Consider the following 19,876-nt stretch of genomic DNA (forward strand, 5'->3'; position numbering starts at 1 on the left):
TCATTGTGAAAAAAGCATTATTGTCAGCGCTGGCGGTGAGTACGCTGTTTGCGCTTTTTGGGTGTAACAACCGTTCTGAAACGCAGGTTTTGCAGCCCGCGCAGAATGAAGAGTTAAAGCCGATGCAGCAGAGCTGGCGCGGTGTATTGCCTTGCGCAGACTGTGAGGGTATTGAAACCTCTCTGTTCCTGCAAAAAGACGGAACCTGGGTGATGAATCAGCGCTATCAGGGCGCGAAAGAACCTTCGTCATTTGCCTCTTACGGGACATGGGCGCGAACGGCGGAGAAGCTGGTTCTGACGGATACCGCCGGCGAGAAAACGTATTTCCGCGCCAAAGGCGAGGGGATGGAAATGCTGGATCGCGAAGGCAATCCTATCGAATCCCAGTTCAATTATACGCTGGCGCCGGTAAAAGCGGCCCTGCCTGCGACGCCAATGGCAATGCGGGGAATGTATTTCTACATGGCGGATGCGGCGATATTCACCGACTGCGCAACCGGCAGGAAAGTCAGCGTGGCAAACAATGCGCAGCTTGAACGCGATTATGCCGTGGCGCGTGGCAATGACAGTAAGCCGGTATTACTGACGGTTGACGGTCACTTTACGCTGGAGCCCAACCCGGATAGCGGAGAGATGGTGAAAACGCTGGTGGCAGATAAAGACGCGAAGTTTGTCGCGGGCAAAGACTGTAACAGCAAATAAGCTGACGTTGAGCCATTAAAAAAACCCGCCTGAGCGGGGTTTTTTGTTTAGCCCTTGATGGCTTTAACCAGGTAATCAAGAATGTCGCCGGTCTTGATCATCTGTTTTTCGCCGCTGCGACGGTATTTGTATTCAATCTCGTCGCTGTCCAGGTTACGGTCGCCGATGACGACAGTGTGCGGAATACCGATCAGTTCCATATCGGCAAACATCACGCCTGGACGCTCTTTACGGTCGTCCATCAGCACTTCGATACCCTGAGCGCGCAGCTCGGCGTACAGTTTCTCGGCCAGCTCCTGCACACGGTAAGATTTGTGCATGTTCATTGGCAGAATAGCCACCTGGAACGGCGCGATGTTGTCCGGCCAGACGATGCCACGCTCGTCGTAGTTCTGCTCAATCGCCGCAGCCACCACACGCGTCACCCCGATACCGTAGCAACCCATGGTCAGGATCTGGTTACGGCCATCTTCACCCTGAACCGCGGCGTTCAGTGCACGAGAGTATTTGTCACCCAACTGGAAGATGTGACCGACTTCGATACCGCGTTTGATCATCAGAGTACCCTGGCCATCCGGGCTTGGATCGCCTGCGACCACGTTACGGATGTCTGCCACTTCAGGGGTTGCGACGTCGCGATCCCAGTTGATGCCGAAGTAGTGTTTACCGTCGATGTTCGCGCCCGCGGAGAAATCGCTCATCGCGGCTACCGTGCGGTCAATAACCACAGGTACTGGCATATTCACCGGACCCAGCGAGCCTGGACCTGCATTTACCACGGCACGGATTTCCGCTTCCGTTGCGAAGGTCAGCGGGCTGGCGACCTGCGGCAGCTTCTCTGCTTTCACTTCGTTCAGCTCGTGATCGCCACGTACCAGCAGGGCTACCAGCGGGTAAGCGCTTCCTTCGGTGGATTTCACCAGCAGCGTTTTCACGGTTTTTTCGACAGGCAGGTTGAACTGCTCAACCAGCTCGGCAATGGTTTTCGCGTTTGGCGTATCTACCAGCGTCATTTCCTGCGTTGCGGCAGCACGAGGTTCTTTTGGTGCCAGTGCTTCTGCAAACTCGATATTCGCCGCGTAGTCAGAGGAGTCAGAGAAGATCACATCGTCTTCACCGCTCTGTGCCAGCACCTGGAATTCATGGGATGCGCTACCGCCGATGGAGCCGGTATCGGCCTGCACAGCACGGAAATCCAGTCCCATGCGGGAGAAGATTTTGCTGTATGCCTCGTACATTTTGTCGTAGGTCTCTTGCAGGGATTCCTGAGAGGTATGGAAAGAGTAGGCGTCTTTCATCAGGAATTCGCGAGAGCGCATTACGCCGAAGCGTGGGCGAACTTCGTCACGGAATTTGGTCTGGATCTGGAAGAAGTTCAGCGGCAGCTGTTTGTAAGAGCTCAGCTCATTACGAATCAGGTCGGTGATGACTTCTTCATGCGTTGGGCCGAGAACGAACGGACGCTCACCACGATCGACAAAGCGCAGCAGTTCAGGACCATACTGTTCCCAACGACCGCTCTCCTGCCACAGGTCAGCGGGCTGAACCACAGGCATGGACACCTCGATAGCACCGGCGTTGTTCATCTCTTCACGCACGATGTTTTCGACTTTTTTCAGGACGCGCACGCCGGTCGGCAGCCAGGTGTATAACCCGGAGGCCAGCTTGCGGATCATCCCGGCGCGCAGCATCAGCTGATGGCTGATCACTTCGGCGTCGGCAGGCGTCTCCTTCAGAGTGGAGAGCAGATATTGGCTAGTACGCATGTTGTTACGGTTCCATTTCGACGATTGGAACAGGCTGAAACACCAGCCTGACACAAAAAAAGTGGTTTAGTTTACCAGTGTGGCAAAGATGCCAAAAGAGAGGAGAACAAAATTACCTGGGTTCAAGAGCAAACACTTCAAAACCTGCCCCGGTGACGCGCCAGCGAACGTTAAAATCGAGCAGCCAGACGGCGTACGTTTTTCCTGCTTCCTCTTCTTTACGGTAGGCCGGACGGGGGTCCTGCGCCAGCACTTCGATGATGAAATTCCGCAAACGAGGATAGCGTTTCTCCAGCTGACTGAGCTGCGAGTCTATCTCAGGGGTAAACCAGACCGGCATATCCGCCTGGGGAGCATCCTGAGCATAACTTGCGCGCGCATTCGGGAGGGCTTCGGCAAAAGGCAAATAGGGTTTGATGTCGATAACCGGCGTGCCGTCGACCAGATCCAGGCTACCCAACTCGAGTACCACCTGATCTTTCTGGCAACGTATACCTTTCAGCTCAACCAGCGACATGCCAACCGGGTTTGGACGGAAAGTCGAGCGAGTCGCAAACACGCCCATTCTCGCATTTCCGCCAAGACGAGGAGGACGCACGGTAGGACGCCAGCCGCCTTCCATCGTCTGGTGAAACACGAACACCACCCAGAGATGGCTAAAGGCATCGAGCCCGCGCACCGCATCAGCCTGATTGTAAGGGGCTATCAGGTGAAGCTCGCCGCTACCGCTGGTAACAAGACCGGGCTGGCGGGGCACGGCGAACTTCTCTTTATAAGGAGAGTGGATGATGCCTATCTGCTCGAACTGAAATGCACTCATTTCGCCGTAATGTTCAGCGCAGATCCGATGCAGACCGCCTGACGGTAGCAGCCTGGAGTGCCGCTGGTCACTTCACAGCTGTGCAGCAGGACCGCATTGGCTTTCATTTTTGCCGCGTTAATCTGCATACGTTTACGCGCGGTCGGAATATTCGGTGGTGAGTCCTGATTGGTCGCCTGACAAGATTCACCGCTCACTTCACCCAGCTCACGGAACGGTTTACCAACGAGTTCGTCCGCCTTCGTGATGATGCGAACTGGCGCAGCGCGAACCACTTTCGGTTTCGCAGGCTCGGTTTTTGGCGGGGTTGCCGTGCTTTGAACAGGTTCAACGGGAGATCTGCTTAGCATAGAACAGCCGCTCAGCATGAGTGCTAAAAGACAGATCGGTAAAGCACGCATAATATTTCCTCAATGGATAATCAAAACGTCAGATATTGAATCAGTTGCCTGCACAAATGACAAGACGGGCATAAGCCCGTCCTGATGATATTACACTGAGGTGAGATTACCAGCCTTTAACCGCGCCGCCGTTAAACACTTTGTTGGCTTCCTGGTAAACTTCTTCAGACTGATAGGCCTGAACGAACTTTTTCACGTTTTCCGCGTCTTTGTTGTCTTCGCGAGTCACGATCAGGTTTACGTATGGGGAGTCTTTATCCTCAACGAAGATACCGTCTTTCGCTGGCGTCAGGCCAATCTGGCTGGCGTAGGTGGTGTTGATAACGGCCAGCGCAATCTGCGCATCATCCAGGGAACGTGGCAGCTGAGGCGCTTCCAGTTCCACAATTTTCAGATTTTTCGGGTTCTCGGTCACATCCAGAACGGTCGGCAGCAGGCCCACACCGTCTTTCAGTTTGATCAGGCCCACTTTCTGCAGGAGCAGCAGGGAACGGCCGAGGTTGGTTGGGTCGTTTGGCACGGCAACCTGAGAGCCTGGCTGCAGCTCGTCCAGCGATTTAATTTTTTTGGAGTAACCGGCGATTGGATACACGAAGGTGTTGCCTACTGCCACCAGTTTATAGCCACGATCTTTGATCTGCTGATCCAGGTAAGGCTTATGCTGGAAGGCGTTCGCATCGATATCGCCTTTGCTCAGCGCTTCGTTCGGCAGAACATAATCGTTAAAGGTCACCAGCTCAACGTCCAGGCCATACTTCTCTTTTGCCACTTTCTGCGCGACTTCCGCGACCTGCTGTTCTGCACCCACGATAACGCCCACTTTAATGTGGTTTGGATCTTTTTCGTCCTGACCGCAACCCACCAGTGCCAGAGAGCCGATTAGCGCGCCTACTGCTGCAAAGGTCTTTAATTTAAACGCCATGTTTTATCCTTAACTCGTCGAGTTTGTGTTGTGTGTAACGTTATTTGTGCGTAACGGCCCGGACGATGCGATCGCCAGAGAACTGGATTAAATAAACCAGAACAACCAGCAATACCAGAACGGTATTCATCACGGTAGCGTTATATCCAATATAGCCGTACTGGTAACCAATCTGACCTAAACCACCGGCACCGACGGCACCGCCCATCGCGGAATACCCCACCAGGGTGATAAGCGTAATGGTCGCGGCATTCACCAGGCCCGGCAGTGCTTCAGGGAGCAGGACTTTGCGAACGATCTGCATTGGCGTGGCACCCATCGCGCGGGACGCTTCGATCAAACCGGTTGGAATCTCCAGCAGGGCGTTTTCCACCATACGAGCGATAAACGGCGCGGCACCGACGGTCAGCGGAACGATGGCCGCCTGCAGTCCGATAGAGGTCCCGACGATCACGCGGGTAAATGGAATCATCCACACCAGCAAAATAATGAACGGGATAGAACGGAAGATGTTTACCAGTGCAGAGAGCGTTCGGTACAGCTTCGCGTTCTCAATGATTTGACCCGGACGCGTCACGTACAGCAGCACGCCGACCGGCAGGCCAATGACAAAACCAAAAAAGCCAGAGACAAAGGTCATTGCCAGCGTTTCCCAAACGCCGCGAACCAGTAGCCACATCATCGGCTCAGACATAACCCAGTACCTCTACTTTTACGTGATGTTCTTGCAGCCAGGCAATGGCTGCCTGGGTTTCTTCTTGTGTGCCGTGCATTTCTGTCAACATAATGCCGAACTTCACGCCACCGGCGTAATCCATCTGCGCGCTGATGATGTTGTTGTTCACGTTAAAGCGACGCGCGGTTTCGGAAAGCAGGGGAGCATCAACGGACTGACCGGTAAACTCCATGCGCAGCATCGGGACGCTTTCAGCTGTCGGTTCTGTTTTCAACCGTTCCAGATAATCTTCCGGAATATCCAGATGCAGCGTGGACTGGATGAACTGCTGCGCGAGCGGGGTCTTCGGATGGGAGAACACTTCGCTTACCGTGTCCTGCTCAATCAGTTCGCCGTTGCTGATCACCGCGACGCAATCACAGATGCGTTTCACGACGTCCATTTCATGGGTAATCAGAAGGATCGTCAGGCCCAGGCGACGGTTAATGTCCTTCAGCAGTTCCAGAATAGAACGCGTGGTGGCCGGGTCTAATGCGCTGGTGGCTTCATCGCACAGCAATACTTTAGGATTGCTGGCCAGCGCGCGGGCAATGGCCACACGTTGCTTTTGCCCACCAGACAGATTTGCCGGGTAACTATCCTGTTTGTCGCCCAGACCGACAAGGTCGAGCAGTTCGGTGACGCGACGCTTCACTTCTTCTTTCGGCGTGTTATCCAGCTCAAGCGGCAGGGCGACGTTGCCGAAAACGGTGCGGGATGCCAGCAAATTAAAGTGCTGGAAAATCATGCCAATCTGACGACGCGCTTTAGTGAGTTCTTTCTCTGAAAGCGCGGTAAGCTCTTGCCCGCCAACTTCTACGCTACCCTGGGTTGGGCGCTCAAGCAGGTTAACACAACGAATCAGCGTGCTTTTACCTGCACCCGATGCGCCAATGACGCCATAAATCTGACCAGCAGGAACATGCAGGCTGACGTTGTTCAGCGCCTGAATGGTTCGGTTCCCCTGCTGGAACACTTTGGTGATATTGGAAAGTTTAATCATTAGATTATTTTTATCGTATGTAAGTTAGCCGTGGCATTTTCTTCTGCCAGATACGGGTGATGACCGTAAACAAAACGGATGTTAAGGCATCCAGACGTCTAAATCAATCCAACTCTGTGCGATGGGCACTTTATTGCGCTGCGATTCATGAGATACTAGCTGAACATGCCTTTTTCAGGAGCAAACCGGTGGCAAAATCAGTACCCGCAATTTTTCTCGACCGTGACGGCACTATTAATGTGGATCACGGTTATGTTCATGAGATTGATGAGTTCGAGTTTATCGAGGGCGTAATAGAGGCAATGCGCCAGCTGAAAGAGATGGGTTATGCGCTGGTGGTGGTAACGAACCAGTCCGGTATTGCGCGGGGTAAATTCACCGAAGCGCAATTCGAGACGCTGACCGAATGGATGGACTGGTCCCTGGCTGACCGTGGGGTGGATCTTGATGGTATCTATTATTGTCCGCACCACCCACAGGGGAGTGTAGAAGAGTATCGTCAGACCTGTGACTGCCGTAAGCCGCATCCGGGGATGTTCATCTCTGCGCAAGAGTTCCTGCACATTGATATGGCTGCTTCTTATATGGTGGGCGATAAACTGGAAGATATGCAGGCAGCAGCGGCTGCGGGCGTGGGCACCAAAATATTGGTTCGCACCGGTAAGCCAGTCACGCCAGAAGCGGAGAAAGCGGCGGATTGGGTGATTAATAGTCTGGTGGACCTGCCAAAAGAAATTAAAAAGCACCAAAACTAGTCTTTTTGGTGAAAAGATGAGCGGTTGAAATAAAAATGCATTTTTCCGCTTGTCATTCCTCGGCGGCCCCCTATAATGCGCCTCCATCGACACGGCGGATGTGAATCACTTCACAAACAGCCCGGTCGGTTGAAGAGAAAAAATCCTGAAATAACGGGTTGACTCTGAAAGAGGAAAGCGTAATATACGCCACCTCGCAACGGTGAGCGAAAGCCGCGTTGCACTGCTCTTTAACAATTTATCAGACAATCTGTGTGGGCACTCAAAGTGACATGGATTCTTAACGTCCTCGGACGAAAAATGAATACCAAGTCTCAACGAGTGAACACGTAATTCATTACGAAGTTTAATTCAATGAGCATCAAACTTAAATTGAAGAGTTTGATCATGGCTCAGATTGAACGCTGGCGGCAGGCCTAACACATGCAAGTCGAACGGTAGCACAGAGAGCTTGCTCTCGGGTGACGAGTGGCGGACGGGTGAGTAATGTCTGGGAAACTGCCTGATGGAGGGGGATAACTACTGGAAACGGTAGCTAATACCGCATAACGTCGCAAGACCAAAGAGGGGGACCTTCGGGCCTCTTGCCATCAGATGTGCCCAGATGGGATTAGCTAGTAGGTGGGGTAACGGCTCACCTAGGCGACGATCCCTAGCTGGTCTGAGAGGATGACCAGCCACACTGGAACTGAGACACGGTCCAGACTCCTACGGGAGGCAGCAGTGGGGAATATTGCACAATGGGCGCAAGCCTGATGCAGCCATGCCGCGTGTATGAAGAAGGCCTTCGGGTTGTAAAGTACTTTCAGCGGGGAGGAAGGTGTTGTGGTTAATAACCTCAGCAATTGACGTTACCCGCAGAAGAAGCACCGGCTAACTCCGTGCCAGCAGCCGCGGTAATACGGAGGGTGCAAGCGTTAATCGGAATTACTGGGCGTAAAGCGCACGCAGGCGGTCTGTCAAGTCGGATGTGAAATCCCCGGGCTCAACCTGGGAACTGCATTCGAAACTGGCAGGCTAGAGTCTTGTAGAGGGGGGTAGAATTCCAGGTGTAGCGGTGAAATGCGTAGAGATCTGGAGGAATACCGGTGGCGAAGGCGGCCCCCTGGACAAAGACTGACGCTCAGGTGCGAAAGCGTGGGAGCAAACAGGATTAGATACCCTGGTAGTCCACGCCGTAAACGATGTCGACTTGGAGGTTGTGCCCTTGAGGCGTGGCTTCCGGAGCTAACGCGTTAAGTCGACCGCCTGGGGAGTACGGCCGCAAGGTTAAAACTCAAATGAATTGACGGGGGCCCGCACAAGCGGTGGAGCATGTGGTTTAATTCGATGCAACGCGAAGAACCTTACCTACTCTTGACATCCAGAGAACTTAGCAGAGATGCTTTGGTGCCTTCGGGAACTCTGAGACAGGTGCTGCATGGCTGTCGTCAGCTCGTGTTGTGAAATGTTGGGTTAAGTCCCGCAACGAGCGCAACCCTTATCCTTTGTTGCCAGCGGTCCGGCCGGGAACTCAAAGGAGACTGCCAGTGATAAACTGGAGGAAGGTGGGGATGACGTCAAGTCATCATGGCCCTTACGAGTAGGGCTACACACGTGCTACAATGGCGCATACAAAGAGAAGCGACCTCGCGAGAGCAAGCGGACCTCATAAAGTGCGTCGTAGTCCGGATTGGAGTCTGCAACTCGACTCCATGAAGTCGGAATCGCTAGTAATCGTAGATCAGAATGCTACGGTGAATACGTTCCCGGGCCTTGTACACACCGCCCGTCACACCATGGGAGTGGGTTGCAAAAGAAGTAGGTAGCTTAACCTTCGGGAGGGCGCTTACCACTTTGTGATTCATGACTGGGGTGAAGTCGTAACAAGGTAACCGTAGGGGAACCTGCGGTTGGATCACCTCCTTACCTTAAAGAACCTGCCTTTGCAGTGCTCACACAGATTGTCTGATGAAAAACAGCAGTAAAAAACCTCTACAGGCTTGTAGCTCAGGTGGTTAGAGCGCACCCCTGATAAGGGTGAGGTCGGTGGTTCAAGTCCACTCAGGCCTACCAAATTTGCGAAGCAAATTTGAAGAGGTTATCAACGATGGGGCTATAGCTCAGCTGGGAGAGCGCCTGCTTTGCACGCAGGAGGTCTGCGGTTCGATCCCGCATAGCTCCACCATCTTTTACTGCGAACACAAGAAAACTTCAGAGTGAACCTGAAAAGGTGCACTGCGAAGTTTTGCTCTTTAAAAATCTGGATCAAGCTGAAAATTGAAACGACACACAGTTAATGTGTGTTCGAGTCTCTCAAATTTTCGCAATCAGAAGTGAAACATCTTCGGGTTGTGAGGTTAAGCGACTAAGCGTACACGGTGGATGCCCTGGCAGTCAGAGGCGATGAAGGACGTGCTAATCTGCGAAAAGCGCCGGCGAGGTGATATGAACCTTTGACCCGGCGATGTCCGAATGGGGAAACCCAGTGTGATTCGTCACACTATCGTTAACTGAATACATAGGTTAACGAGGCGAACCGGGGGAACTGAAACATCTAAGTACCCCGAGGAAAAGAAATCAACCGAGATTCCCCCAGTAGCGGCGAGCGAACGGGGAGCAGCCCAGAGTCTGAATCAGCTTGTGTGTTAGTGGAACGGTCTGGAAAGTCCGACGGTACAGGGTGATAGTCCCGTACACGAAAACACACAGGTTGTGAACTCGAAGAGTAGGGCGGGACACGTGGTATCCTGTCTGAATATGGGGGACCATCCTCCAAGGCTAAATACTCCTGACTGACCGATAGTGAACCAGTACCGTGAGGGAAAGGCGAAAAGAACCCCGGCGAGGGGAGTGAAAAAGAACCTGAAACCGTGTACGTACAAGCAGTGGGAGCACCTTCGGGTGTGACTGCGTACCTTTTGTATAATGGGTCAGCGACTTATATTCTGTAGCAAGGTTAACCGTATAGGGGAGCCGAAGGGAAACCGAGTCTTAACTGGGCGTTAAGTTGCAGGGTATAGACCCGAAACCCGGTGATCTAGCCATGGGCAGGTTGAAGGTTGGGTAACACTAACTGGAGGACCGAACCGACTAATGTTGAAAAATTAGCGGATGACTTGTGGCTGGGGGTGAAAGGCCAATCAAACCGGGAGATAGCTGGTTCTCCCCGAAAGCTATTTAGGTAGCGCCTCGTGAACTCATCTTCGGGGGTAGAGCACTGTTTCGGCTAGGGGGCCATCCCGGCTTACCAACCCGATGCAAACTACGAATACCGAAGAATGTTATCACGGGAGACACACGGCGGGTGCTAACGTCCGTCGTGAAGAGGGAAACAACCCAGACCGCCAGCTAAGGTCCCAAAGTCATGGTTAAGTGGGAAACGATGTGGGAAGGCACAGACAGCCAGGATGTTGGCTTAGAAGCAGCCATCATTTAAAGAAAGCGTAATAGCTCACTGGTCGAGTCGGCCTGCGCGGAAGATGTAACGGGGCTAAACCATGCACCGAAGCTGCGGCAGCGACACTATGTGTTGTTGGGTAGGGGAGCGTTCTGTAAGCCGTTGAAGGTGGCCTGTGAGGGCTGCTGGAGGTATCAGAAGTGCGAATGCTGACATAAGTAACGATAAAGCGGGTGAAAAGCCCGCTCGCCGGAAGACCAAGGGTTCCTGTCCAACGTTAATCGGGGCAGGGTGAGTCGACCCCTAAGGCGAGGCCGAAAGGCGTAGTCGATGGGAAACAGGTTAATATTCCTGTACTTGGTGTTACTGCGAAGGGGGACGGAGAAGGCTATGTTAGCCGGGCGACGGTTGTCCCGGTTTAAGCATGTAGGCGGAGGTTCCAGGTAAATCCGGTACCTTTTAACGCTGAGGTGTGATGACGAGGCACTACGGTGCTGAAGTAACAAATGCCCTGCTTCCAGGAAAAGCCTCTAAGCATCAGGTAACATCAAATCGTACCCCAAACCGACACAGGTGGTCAGGTAGAGAATACCAAGGCGCTTGAGAGAACTCGGGTGAAGGAACTAGGCAAAATGGTGCCGTAACTTCGGGAGAAGGCACGCTGATATGTAGGTGAAGCCCCTGCGGGTGGAGCTGAAATCAGTCGAAGATACCAGCTGGCTGCAACTGTTTATTAAAAACACAGCACTGTGCAAACACGAAAGTGGACGTATACGGTGTGACGCCTGCCCGGTGCCGGAAGGTTAATTGATGGGGTTAGCGGCAACGCGAAGCTCTTGATCGAAGCCCCGGTAAACGGCGGCCGTAACTATAACGGTCCTAAGGTAGCGAAATTCCTTGTCGGGTAAGTTCCGACCTGCACGAATGGCGTAATGATGGCCAGGCTGTCTCCACCCGAGACTCAGTGAAATTGAACTCGCTGTGAAGATGCAGTGTACCCGCGGCAAGACGGAAAGACCCCGTGAACCTTTACTATAGCTTGACACTGAACACTGGTCCTTGATGTGTAGGATAGGTGGGAGGCTTTGAAGTGTGGACGCCAGTCTGCATGGAGCCGTCCTTGAAATACCACCCTTTAATGGCTGGTGTTCTAACGTAGACCCGTAATCCGGGTTGCGGACAGTGTCTGGTGGGTAGTTTGACTGGGGCGGTCTCCTCCCAAAGAGTAACGGAGGAGCACGAAGGTTAGCTAATCCTGGTCGGACATCAGGAGGTTAGTGCAATGGCATAAGCTAGCTTGACTGCGAGAGTGACGGCTCGAGCAGGTGCGAAAGCAGGTCATAGTGATCCGGTGGTTCTGAATGGAAGGGCCATCGCTCAACGGATAAAAGGTACTCCGGGGATAACAGGCTGATACCGCCCAAGAGTTCATATCGACGGCGGTGTTTGGCACCTCGATGTCGGCTCATCACATCCTGGGGCTGAAGTAGGTCCCAAGGGTATGGCTGTTCGCCATTTAAAGTGGTACGCGAGCTGGGTTTAGAACGTCGTGAGACAGTTCGGTCCCTATCTGCCGTGGGCGCTGGAGAATTGAGGGGGCTGCTCCTAGTACGAGAGGACCGGAGTGGACGCATCACTGGTGTTCGGGTTGTCATGCCAATGGCACTGCCCGGTAGCTAAATGCGGAAGAGATAAGTGCTGAAAGCATCTAAGCACGAAACTTGCCCCGAGATGAGTTCTCCCTGAGCCTTTAAGGCTCCTGAAGGAACGTTGAAGACGACGACGTTGATAGGTCGGGTGTGTAAGCGCAGCGATGCGTTGAGCTAACCGATACTAATGAACCGTGAGGCTTAACCTTACAACGCCGAAGATGTTTTGGCGAAGAGACGACACAAGATTCAGCCTGATACAGATTAAACAGAATTTGCCTGGCGGCTTTAGCGCGGTGGTCCCACCTGACCCCATGCCGAACTCAGAAGTGAAACGCCGTAGCGCCGATGGTAGTGTGGGGTCTCCCCATGTGAGAGTAGGGAACTGCCAGGCATCAAATTAAGTAGTAAGCCGGTGCATTAATCCGGTGGTTACAAGCAGTCTTCGGTGGAGCGGTAGTTCAGTCGGTTAGAATACCTGCCTGTCACGCAGGGGGTCGCGGGTTCGAGTCCCGTCCGTTCCGCCACTTATTAAAAGCCCTGAGTTAACGCTCAGGGCTTTTTTCTTATCTGTCGCCCAATTATTGCTAAACAAGCAAAAATCCTCTGCGTTTTACGATCTTTTTCTTCATAACCGCTGTAGCGATAATTCTCCTCAGTTAACAAACATTATGAATAACGAGGATTATATGACTCTCCCTGCATTTGGCCTGGGCACTTTCCGCCTGAAAGACGACGTTGTTATCGCATCTGTAAAAACCGCACTCGAACTCGGTTATCGTGCAATTGATACGGCACAGATCTATGAAAACGAAGCTGCCGTGGGTCAGGCCATTGAAGAAAGCGGCGTGCCGCGTAGCGAACTGTTTATTACCACCAAAATCTGGATTGAAAACCTCAGCAAAGACAAGCTGATCCCGAGCCTGAAAGAGAGCCTGAAGAAGTTGCGCACCGACTATGTCGATCTGACGCTGATCCACTGGCCATCACCAAACGATGCCGTCTCTGTGGAAGAATTCATGCAGGCACTTCTGGAAGCGAAAAAGCAGGGCCTGACGCGTGAAATTGGCATTTCCAACTTCACCATTCCGCTGATGGAAAAAGCCATTGCCGCCGTTGGCGCAGACAACATTGCGACCAACCAGATTGAACTCTCTCCTTATCTGCAAAACCGCAAAGTGGTGGACTGGGCCAAACAGCACGGCATCCACATCACTTCTTACATGACGCTGGCTTACGGTAAGGCGCTGAAAGATGAAGTGATTATGCGCATCGCTGAGAAACATAATGCGACGGCTGCGCAGGTAATCCTGGCATGGGCGATGGGTGAAGGGTATGCGGTGATCCCATCATCAACTAAACGTGAAAACCTGGCCAGCAACCTGTTAGCCGTGGATCTTCAACTGGATGCTGACGACAAAAAAGCGATCGCTGCTCTGGAGTGCAACGACCGCCTGGTCAGCCCTGAAGGTTTAGCGCCAAACTGGGATTAAGGTTGACCCACCCTCTGTACACTTAACCCTCACACAGCTCCTCCGGGAGCTGTTTTTATATGCTCACTCAGAAAATCAATAAAGGCACGGATGCGTGTACTCACCGCTCTGTCGCTGTAATACACTGCGCTAAAAGGCATTTCGACCGGCAGACGTTTATCCGCCATCAGTTCCACAAGTTCACCACGCGCTATTTCCTTATCAATCATGTAGTCAGACAAACAGGCGATCCCGTTGCCTTCAAGACACAATTGCTTCAGCGTCTCCCCGCTGTTAGACGACAATCCGCAGGTGATCTCATGCAACTGACCGTCAGGGCAGGCGACAGGCCAGGTATTCAGCGACACGGGTTCCGTAAAGCCCAGACACAGATGCTGTTTCAACTCTTCAACCGTTTCAGGTTTGCCATGTTCAGCGATGTATTGCGGCGAGGCGATAATTTTACGGTAGCTGGCAAACAAAGGACGCGCACGCAGACTTGAATCCGTCAGTGTTCCCGCCCGGATCGCCACATCCACTTTGCGTTCGATAAGGTTGATAAAGGTCTCGGAGGAGACCAAAGAGAGTGTCATTTCCGGATAACGCTCACGAAAAGGTTTGATCAGCGGCATCAGAAAGTGCAGAACCACCGGTGTGGCCGCATCAATGCGCAGCAACCCACGCGGGGTGCTACGTGTTTCCATGATCTCCGTCTCCGCTGCCGCCATCTCCTGCAGGACCGACTGTACGCGGCGGAAATAGCGCTCACCTTCCTCGGTCAGGCTGAGCTGCCGCGTCGTCCGGTTGAGCAGACTCACCCCAAGCTTCATCTCCAGTTTTTTTACCGCGCGGCTAATGGCGGAGTTAGCTTGCCCCAGCTGTTCGGCCGCACGGCTAAAACTGCCGCTTTCGACGACGGCGACAAAGATTGTCAGCTCTTCGGACGTAGCTTTCATTGTTGCACCACCTGCAAAATTCTATTGAGATTTTGACCATTTTTGTTATTTAACCACTGGCGCATACTGCCTGTCATCTTAATCCTGATGATACGGAGTATTTTATGCCACTGGCGCTACTTGCCCTGACGATCAGTGCCTTTGCAATCGGCACGACCGAATTTGTTATCGTAGGACTGGTTCCTACCATTGCTCACCAGCTTGCGATCTCGTTGCCCTCCGCCGGGCTGTTGGTCTCAATCTACGCCCTGGGCGTTGCTGTCGGTGCGCCAGTGCTGACGGCCCTGACCGGACGTTTCCCACGTAAACAGCTGTTAGTCGCGCTGATGGTGCTGTTTACCGCCGGCAACATTCTGGCCTGGCAAGCGCCGGACTACACAACGCTGGTGATTGCCCGCCTGTTGACTGGCCTCGCACACGGTGTGTTCTTCTCGATTGGTTCCACCATTGCAACCAGCCTGGTACCTAAAGAGAAAGCGGCTTCAGCCATTGCAATCATGTTTGGTGGGCTGACCGTCGCCCTGGTCACGGGCGTACCGTTGGGGACGTTTATCGGACAGCACTTTGGCTGGCGTGAAACTTTCCTGGCCGTCTCTTTACTGGGGGTCATCGCCCTGGTGGCCAGCCTGCTGCTGGTTCCGTCGAATATTCCCGGCCGGGCGAGCGCCAGCCTGCGCGATCAACTGAGAGTGCTTACGCACCCACGTTTACTGATCATCTATGCGGTTACCGCCCTGGGCTATGGTGGGGTATTCACCGCCTTCACCTTCCTGGCGCCGATGATGCAGGATCTGGCCGGTTTCTCTCCCAATGCCGTGAGCTGGATTTTGCTGGGATACGGTATCTCCGTTGCGATTGGCAATATCTGGGGTGGCAAGCTGGCAGATAAGCATGGTGCGGTCCCGGCACTGAAATTCATCTTCGCTGCCCTGGTCGTGCTACTGCTGATCTTTCAGTTCACGGCTTCGATACACTACGCTGCGCTGGTTACGGTACTCGTCATGGGGATCTTTGCTTTTGGCAATGTTCCCGGGCTTCAGGTTTATGTTGTACAAAAAGCTGAGCTCTACACACCAAATGCGGTGGATGTGGCATCAGGTCTGAACATTGCCGCATTTAATATTGGTATCGCGCTGGGCTCCATCATTGGCGGACAAACCGTCGCGCATGTTGGATTAACTCAGACGCCCTGGATCGGCGCGGTGATTGTCCTGGTGGCCTTCCTGCTGATTGGTCTGAGCGGACGTCTGGATAAACCTGCCCGTGTGGCGCTGGGATGACGTGAGCAAGTGCTTGCTTACAAAACTGGAAAGCGGTTTCTCAGAAATTGCGTTGAAAGTATGACCTAAAGTCCCTATAACATTAGAACCAGTCCGTTTTCCGGGCTGGTTCATGTTACAGAGGCTGTTTCCAAAAGTGCGAAAAAATACCTATGCCATGCGTTATGTTGCCGGAATGCCCGCGGAGAGGATCTTGCCTCCGGGGTCGTTTGCGAGCATCAGCCAGGCATTGCCCGCCGGTACTCCATTAAGTAGCGATGAAAAAATTCGCGTGCTGGTGTGGAATATCTTTAAGCAGCAGCGCGCCGAGTGGTTATCGGTCCTCAAGAATTTTGGAAAAGATGCCCACCTGGTGCTGCTCCAGGAGGCGCAAACCACCCCTGAGCTGGTAAGGTTTGCGACCACCAACTATCTCGCCGCCGACCAGGTGCCAGCATTTGTTTTGCCTCAACATCCTTCCGGTGTAATGACGCTGTCTGCGGCGCATCCGGTCTACTGTTGCCCCTTACGTGAACGCGAGCCTATCCTGCGCCTGGCGAAATCGGCGCTGGTGACGGTCTACCCGCTGCCGGATACCCGAATGCTGATGGTCGTGAATATCCACGCGGTCAATTTCAGCCTCGGTGTGGATGTGTATAGTAAGCAGTTACTCCCTATTGGCGATCAGATTGCGCATCACAGTGGGCCGATCATCATGGCCGGTGATTTCAATGCCTGGAGCCGCCCGCGCATGAATGCGCTGTACCGCTTTGCGCGCGAAATGTCGCTGCGTGAAGTTCGTTTTAGCGATGACCAGCGCAAAAAAGCCTTTGGTCGTCCTCTCGATTTTGTCTTCTATCGTGGTTTGAGCGTGCACGACGCCTCTGTTCTGGTCACGCGTGCCTCCGATCACAATCCTCTACTCGTCGAATTCAGTCCCGGCAAACCTGATAAATAATGGTGTGTCAGGTCTGCCGTGGGGCAGGCCTGTGCGGGTGCTGCCCTTTATTTTAAACTCACAAAGGACAGTACGATGACAACAACACACTCCCATCATGACAACGTAGAAAAACAGTTCGGTTCTCAGGCAAATGCTTATCTGAGCAGCGCCGTACACGCTTCTGGCCGCGATCTGGTGCGTCTCGGTGAACGCCTGGCGGCATTCCCGCAGGCCCACGTGCTGGATTTAGGCTGCGGCGCGGGGCATGCCAGCTTTACGGCTGCGCAGCAGGTGGCGCAGGTCACCGCATATGACTTATCCGGCCAGATGCTGGAAGTGGTTGCTGAAGCGGCAAAAGCGAAAGGGCTGCAGAACATTGCTACGCGCCAGGGGTATGCCGAATCCTTACCGTTTGACGATGCGTCATTTGAGGTGGTGATCAGCCGTTATTCCGCGCACCACTGGCATGATGTCGGCCAGGCATTACGCGAAGTCAAACGCGTTCTGAAGCCAGGTGGCATCTTCATTATTATGGATGTCATGTCGCCCGGGCATCCGGTACGCAATATCTGGCTGCAGACGGTGGAAGCGCTGCGCGACACCTCCCATGTGCAAAACTACTCTGGCGGAGAGTGGTTAACCTTTATCACTGAAGCGGGCCTGATTACGCGCGCGTTAATAACAGACCGTTTGCCGCTGGAGTTCAGCTCGTGGATCGCGCGTATGCGCACCCCGGAAGCATTGAGCCAGGCGATCAGGCTGTATCAGGAGAGTGCGTCCGCAGAAGTGAAGGCGTACTTTGAACTGCAGGATGACGGTTCATTCACCAGCGATACCATCATGGCTGAAGCGCAGAAAGCGGGATAAACAAAAAAGGCACCGAGGGGAATCGGTGCCTTTTTATCTAGCGATCGTGTGATCAGGAGTCTGGCGTAGTGCTGTTCTTCACAAACAGCGTCAGCTGGTCGCCAGGTTTCAGGTTGTCAGTATCATTGTTCCAGCGCATCACATCTTTGATGTTCACGCCGTGTCGTTTTGCGATACTGGACAGTGAATCGCCTTTGCGCACGCGATAGGTAATGCTATCGCTGTTGCTGGCGAGACGCTGTGCGCTACTCCCTGCACCTACCGTCAGCGTTTGACCGACTTTCAGGCCTGAACTGCGCAGGTTATTCCACTGCTGCAGATCGCTTGCCGTCACGCCAAGACGTGATGCAATACCCGAAAGCGTATCACCTGAACGAACCTTATAACTGCGGCTGTTGACGGATGATGCATCCGCGATCAGCGTTGACTGAACGGCGGCGATTTCACCCGAAGCTAAAGACTCGCGTAACTGCTCAGCATGCTTCTGCGGAACCATTACATACTGTGGGCCACTTGCCCCCAGGGTTGAGCCTTTAACGCCAGCATTAAAGGTTTTCAATTTACTGACCGACATACCCGTCATATCAGCGACCTGTTGAATATCAACCGGGTTGCTGAGGCGAACGCGCGCCAGTGCACGACTTTCGTCTGGTGTTGGCAGTTGTACACCGTAACGCTTGCTGTTCTTGAGAATATCACTCAATGCCAGCATCTTCGGTACGTAAATCTTTGTTTCCTGTGGCAGTGAGAGCGACCAAAAATCGGTGGATTTACCCCGTGCTTTATTCGCTTTCATTGCCTTCAGTACACGACCTTCGCCACTATTATACGCTGCGACAGTTAACAGCCAGTCACCGTCAAACATCTTGTTCAGACGTTGCATCATGTCGAGAGCGGCTGTCGTGGAAGCGACAACATCGCGACGCGCATCATAGTTGCGGGTCTGTTTCAGACCATAGTTTCGCCCGGTGCTCGGAATGATCTGCCAAATGCCTGCGGCATTGGCGCCAGACGTTGCGTGTGGGTCAAAAGCGCTCTCCACTATGGGTAGGAGTACCAGCTCCATAGGCATGTTACGTTTTTTAACTTGCCCGGCTATCCAGTACATATACGGCTCTGCCCGTAACGTTACATCGTGGAGATAGCTCTTATTTCTTAAATACTTCTGTTTCTGTTCGCGAATCCGGCTGTTTTCCGGAATTCCCATCTTTAGCTCGTCGCCAATAGAGGTCCACAAGTCTTGATCCTGCGCGAAAGATGTCCCATCGTCCATCCAGCGCGCTGCACTTGTAAACTTCCCTGCTTCCCCTTGACCAGCTGCAGAAAGGCTCTGTGCGTGCTGTTGTACGTTGCTGCCGTTCTGCGACTGGCAACCTACAAGCAGGACAGAGGCGAGTAATATCGCTTTTGCCTTCATGTGTGTGTCAATAGTTGCTTAAAAGACGAGCGATGATAACGGCGAATTTTTGAAAAGGCAACCCGCAATTATCTGAAGTTATCTTTCTTTGACCTTAACCATGCAAATCGCTCTTCTGGTTGTTGCAAATTTGTTTCTTGGTTAATTTTGTTAATTAAATCAATATCATCTGTTCGTAAAAATAAATTAATTTGGCGCTCATTTTTCAGAATTACGGGGAGTGTATTTTGGTTTTTTGCACGTAACTCCTTCACTTTGTGGTAATAATCCTGAATCGCCCGATCCTCCGGTAACAGGCTAACAGCAAACTTCATATTTCCTAATGTGTACTCATGCGCGCAACAAATAATGGTGTCGTCAGGTAAGGCGCTAATCTTCTGTAAAGAGTGATACATTTGGGCTGGTGTGCCTTCAAAGAGTCTTCCGCAGCCTCCGGAGAACAGCGTGTCGCCGCAAAACAGATAAGGTTTACTGTAGAAACACAGATGTCCTGAAGTGTGACCTGGTGTAGCAAATACAGAAAACTCCCACTCGCCGATGAGGATATTTTTGCCCTCTTCGACTACGTGCGTGGTTCCCTTATCTTGTGTCTCTGCCGGTCCGTAAACCACAAGATGCGGAAAACGGGCGCAAAGCTCGCCAACACCGCCAGTGTGATCGTGATGATGGTGGGTCAACAGAATGGCTTCAGGTTGCCAGCCATTTTCCTTAATAGCGTGCAAAACGGGGGCGGACTCTCCGGGGTCGACAATGACGCATCGACGTTGGTCGTCAACCAAAACCCAGATGTAATTGTCCTCAAAAGCAGGAATACTGATAAGATTCATACATTACCTCTTATAGCGTGGCGG

The 19,876-nt window shown here is 52.8% G+C and carries 15 protein-coding genes, 3 tRNA genes and 3 rRNA genes; 12 read left to right on the plus strand and 9 right to left on the minus strand.

Translation table 11 applies throughout. The features are described 5' to 3' along the window. The first annotated feature begins 5 nt into the window (after positions 1-5). Entirely contained in the window at positions 6-704 is a 699-nt protein-coding gene (gene nlpE / locus C1N69_RS04020) for an envelope stress response activation lipoprotein NlpE (protein ID WP_025756832.1), read from the plus strand. 47 nt (positions 705-751) lie between these two features. Here nlpE and proS read toward each other — a convergent pair whose 3' ends face one another. The 6 genes from proS to metN form a co-directional block, all read right to left on the minus strand. After that, positions 752-2,470, minus strand: coding sequence for a proline--tRNA ligase (gene proS / locus C1N69_RS04025; RefSeq protein ID WP_045285883.1), 1,719 nt, complete (start codon positions 2,468-2,470; stop codon positions 752-754). Positions 2,471-2,582: 112 nt separating this feature from the next. After that, on the minus strand, positions 2,583-3,290 hold the full coding sequence (tsaA, locus tag C1N69_RS04030) for a tRNA (N6-threonylcarbamoyladenosine(37)-N6)-methyltransferase TrmO (protein WP_155030714.1): 708 nt from the start codon (positions 3,288-3,290) through the stop codon (positions 2,583-2,585). Then, complete coding sequence (rcsF, locus tag C1N69_RS04035) at positions 3,287-3,691, minus strand: Rcs stress response system protein RcsF (RefSeq protein ID WP_025756835.1); 405 nt, start codon at positions 3,689-3,691, stop codon at positions 3,287-3,289. Before rcsF ends, tsaA begins: the two co-directional genes overlap by 4 nt. Positions 3,692-3,797: 106 nt before the next feature. After that, entirely contained in the window at positions 3,798-4,613 is an 816-nt protein-coding gene (gene metQ, locus C1N69_RS04040; protein ID WP_025756836.1) for a methionine ABC transporter substrate-binding lipoprotein MetQ, read from the minus strand. 40 nt (positions 4,614-4,653) lie between these two features. Further along, complete coding sequence (locus tag C1N69_RS04045; RefSeq protein ID WP_003856130.1) at positions 4,654-5,307, minus strand: methionine ABC transporter permease MetI; 654 nt, start codon at positions 5,305-5,307, stop codon at positions 4,654-4,656. Continuing rightward, positions 5,300-6,331 (minus strand): methionine ABC transporter ATP-binding protein MetN, encoded by a 1,032-nt coding sequence (gene metN, locus C1N69_RS04050; protein ID WP_045285887.1) that lies wholly within the window; start codon positions 6,329-6,331, stop codon positions 5,300-5,302. The genes C1N69_RS04045 and metN overlap by 8 nt, the downstream gene beginning before the upstream one ends. A gap of 188 nt (positions 6,332-6,519) precedes the next feature. Between metN and gmhB the strand changes: the two genes are divergently transcribed. The 8 genes from gmhB to dkgB all read left to right on the plus strand — a co-directional run bounded on the left by gmhB (position 6,520) and on the right by dkgB (position 13,607). Further along, entirely contained in the window at positions 6,520-7,086 is a 567-nt protein-coding gene (gene gmhB / locus C1N69_RS04055) for a D-glycero-beta-D-manno-heptose 1,7-bisphosphate 7-phosphatase (protein WP_155030715.1), read from the plus strand. Positions 7,087-7,455: 369 nt separating this feature from the next. Next, positions 7,456-8,994 (plus strand): 16S ribosomal RNA (locus C1N69_RS04060). A gap of 70 nt (positions 8,995-9,064) precedes the next feature. Next, positions 9,065-9,141: transfer RNA gene (locus C1N69_RS04065), tRNA-Ile, on the plus strand. Between the two features lie 36 nt (positions 9,142-9,177). Next, positions 9,178-9,253: transfer RNA gene (locus C1N69_RS04070), tRNA-Ala, on the plus strand. A 170-nt stretch (positions 9,254-9,423) separates the two neighbouring features. Further along, a 23S ribosomal RNA gene (locus C1N69_RS04075) occupies positions 9,424-12,323 on the plus strand. Positions 12,324-12,392: 69 nt separating this feature from the next. Beyond that, positions 12,393-12,508, plus strand: a 5S ribosomal RNA gene (rrf, locus tag C1N69_RS04080). Together the 16S, 23S and 5S rRNA genes with 3 tRNA genes alongside form the textbook arrangement of a ribosomal RNA operon. A 56-nt stretch (positions 12,509-12,564) precedes the next feature. Then, positions 12,565-12,641, plus strand: a tRNA-Asp gene (locus tag C1N69_RS04085). A gap of 162 nt (positions 12,642-12,803) precedes the next feature. Beyond that, the gene (gene dkgB, locus C1N69_RS04090) at positions 12,804-13,607 is read left to right on the plus strand and encodes a 2,5-didehydrogluconate reductase DkgB (protein WP_155030716.1); all 804 of its coding nucleotides are present in this window, start codon (positions 12,804-12,806) and stop codon (positions 13,605-13,607) included. Between the two features lie 29 nt (positions 13,608-13,636). Here the strand turns inward: dkgB and yafC are convergent, their stop codons facing one another. Beyond that, positions 13,637-14,542, minus strand: a complete 906-nt coding sequence (gene yafC, locus C1N69_RS04095) for a DNA-binding transcriptional regulator YafC (RefSeq protein WP_025757612.1) — start codon at positions 14,540-14,542, stop codon at positions 13,637-13,639. A 104-nt stretch (positions 14,543-14,646) separates the two neighbouring features. Here yafC and C1N69_RS04100 point away from each other — a divergent pair, with 104 nt between their 5' ends. From C1N69_RS04100 to C1N69_RS04110, 3 genes are all read left to right on the plus strand, one after another. After that, on the plus strand, positions 14,647-15,822 hold the full coding sequence (locus tag C1N69_RS04100) for an MFS transporter (RefSeq protein ID WP_104558047.1): 1,176 nt from the start codon (positions 14,647-14,649) through the stop codon (positions 15,820-15,822). A gap of 136 nt (positions 15,823-15,958) precedes the next feature. Further along, entirely contained in the window at positions 15,959-16,759 is an 801-nt protein-coding gene (locus tag C1N69_RS04105; protein ID WP_024909448.1) for an endonuclease/exonuclease/phosphatase family protein, read from the plus strand. Positions 16,760-16,834: 75 nt separating this feature from the next. After that, complete coding sequence (locus C1N69_RS04110) at positions 16,835-17,608, plus strand: class I SAM-dependent methyltransferase (RefSeq protein ID WP_161599382.1); 774 nt, start codon at positions 16,835-16,837, stop codon at positions 17,606-17,608. Positions 17,609-17,660: 52 nt separating this feature from the next. Here C1N69_RS04110 and mltD read toward each other — a convergent pair whose 3' ends face one another. Further along, positions 17,661-19,025: a murein transglycosylase D gene (gene mltD / locus C1N69_RS04115; RefSeq protein WP_095452566.1), complete on the minus strand. Its 1,365-nt coding sequence runs from the start codon at positions 19,023-19,025 to the stop codon at positions 17,661-17,663. 68 nt (positions 19,026-19,093) lie between these two features. Then, a complete protein-coding gene (gloB, locus tag C1N69_RS04120; protein WP_155030718.1) occupies positions 19,094-19,852 on the minus strand; it encodes a hydroxyacylglutathione hydrolase in 759 nt (252 codons plus the stop codon). Positions 19,853-19,876 lie beyond the last annotated feature (24 nt).

The organism is Enterobacter sichuanensis (assembly GCF_009036245.1).
Taxonomy (GTDB): Bacteria; Pseudomonadota; Gammaproteobacteria; order Enterobacterales; family Enterobacteriaceae; genus Enterobacter; species Enterobacter sichuanensis.

Coding starts and splice junctions, on each gene's coding strand:
- proS (WP_045285883.1), bottom strand. CDS start 2,470: ATGCGTACTAGCCAATATCTGCTCTCCACTCTGAAGGAGACGCCTGCC.
- tsaA (WP_155030714.1), bottom strand. CDS start 3,290: ATGAGTGCATTTCAGTTCGAGCAGATAGGCATCATCCACTCTCCTTAT.
- rcsF (WP_025756835.1), bottom strand. CDS start 3,691: ATGCGTGCTTTACCGATCTGTCTTTTAGCACTCATGCTGAGCGGCTGT.
- metQ (WP_025756836.1), bottom strand. CDS start 4,613: ATGGCGTTTAAATTAAAGACCTTTGCAGCAGTAGGCGCGCTAATCGGC.
- C1N69_RS04045 (WP_003856130.1), bottom strand. CDS start 5,307: ATGTCTGAGCCGATGATGTGGCTACTGGTTCGCGGCGTTTGGGAAACG.
- metN (WP_045285887.1), bottom strand. CDS start 6,331: ATGATTAAACTTTCCAATATCACCAAAGTGTTCCAGCAGGGGAACCGA.
- dkgB (WP_155030716.1), top strand. CDS start 12,804: ATGACTCTCCCTGCATTTGGCCTGGGCACTTTCCGCCTGAAAGACGAC.
- yafC (WP_025757612.1), bottom strand. CDS start 14,542: ATGAAAGCTACGTCCGAAGAGCTGACAATCTTTGTCGCCGTCGTCGAA.
- C1N69_RS04100 (WP_104558047.1), top strand. CDS start 14,647: ATGCCACTGGCGCTACTTGCCCTGACGATCAGTGCCTTTGCAATCGGC.
- C1N69_RS04110 (WP_161599382.1), top strand. CDS start 16,835: ATGACAACAACACACTCCCATCATGACAACGTAGAAAAACAGTTCGGT.
- mltD (WP_095452566.1), bottom strand. CDS start 19,025: ATGAAGGCAAAAGCGATATTACTCGCCTCTGTCCTGCTTGTAGGTTGC.
- gloB (WP_155030718.1), bottom strand. CDS start 19,852: ATGAATCTTATCAGTATTCCTGCTTTTGAGGACAATTACATCTGGGTT.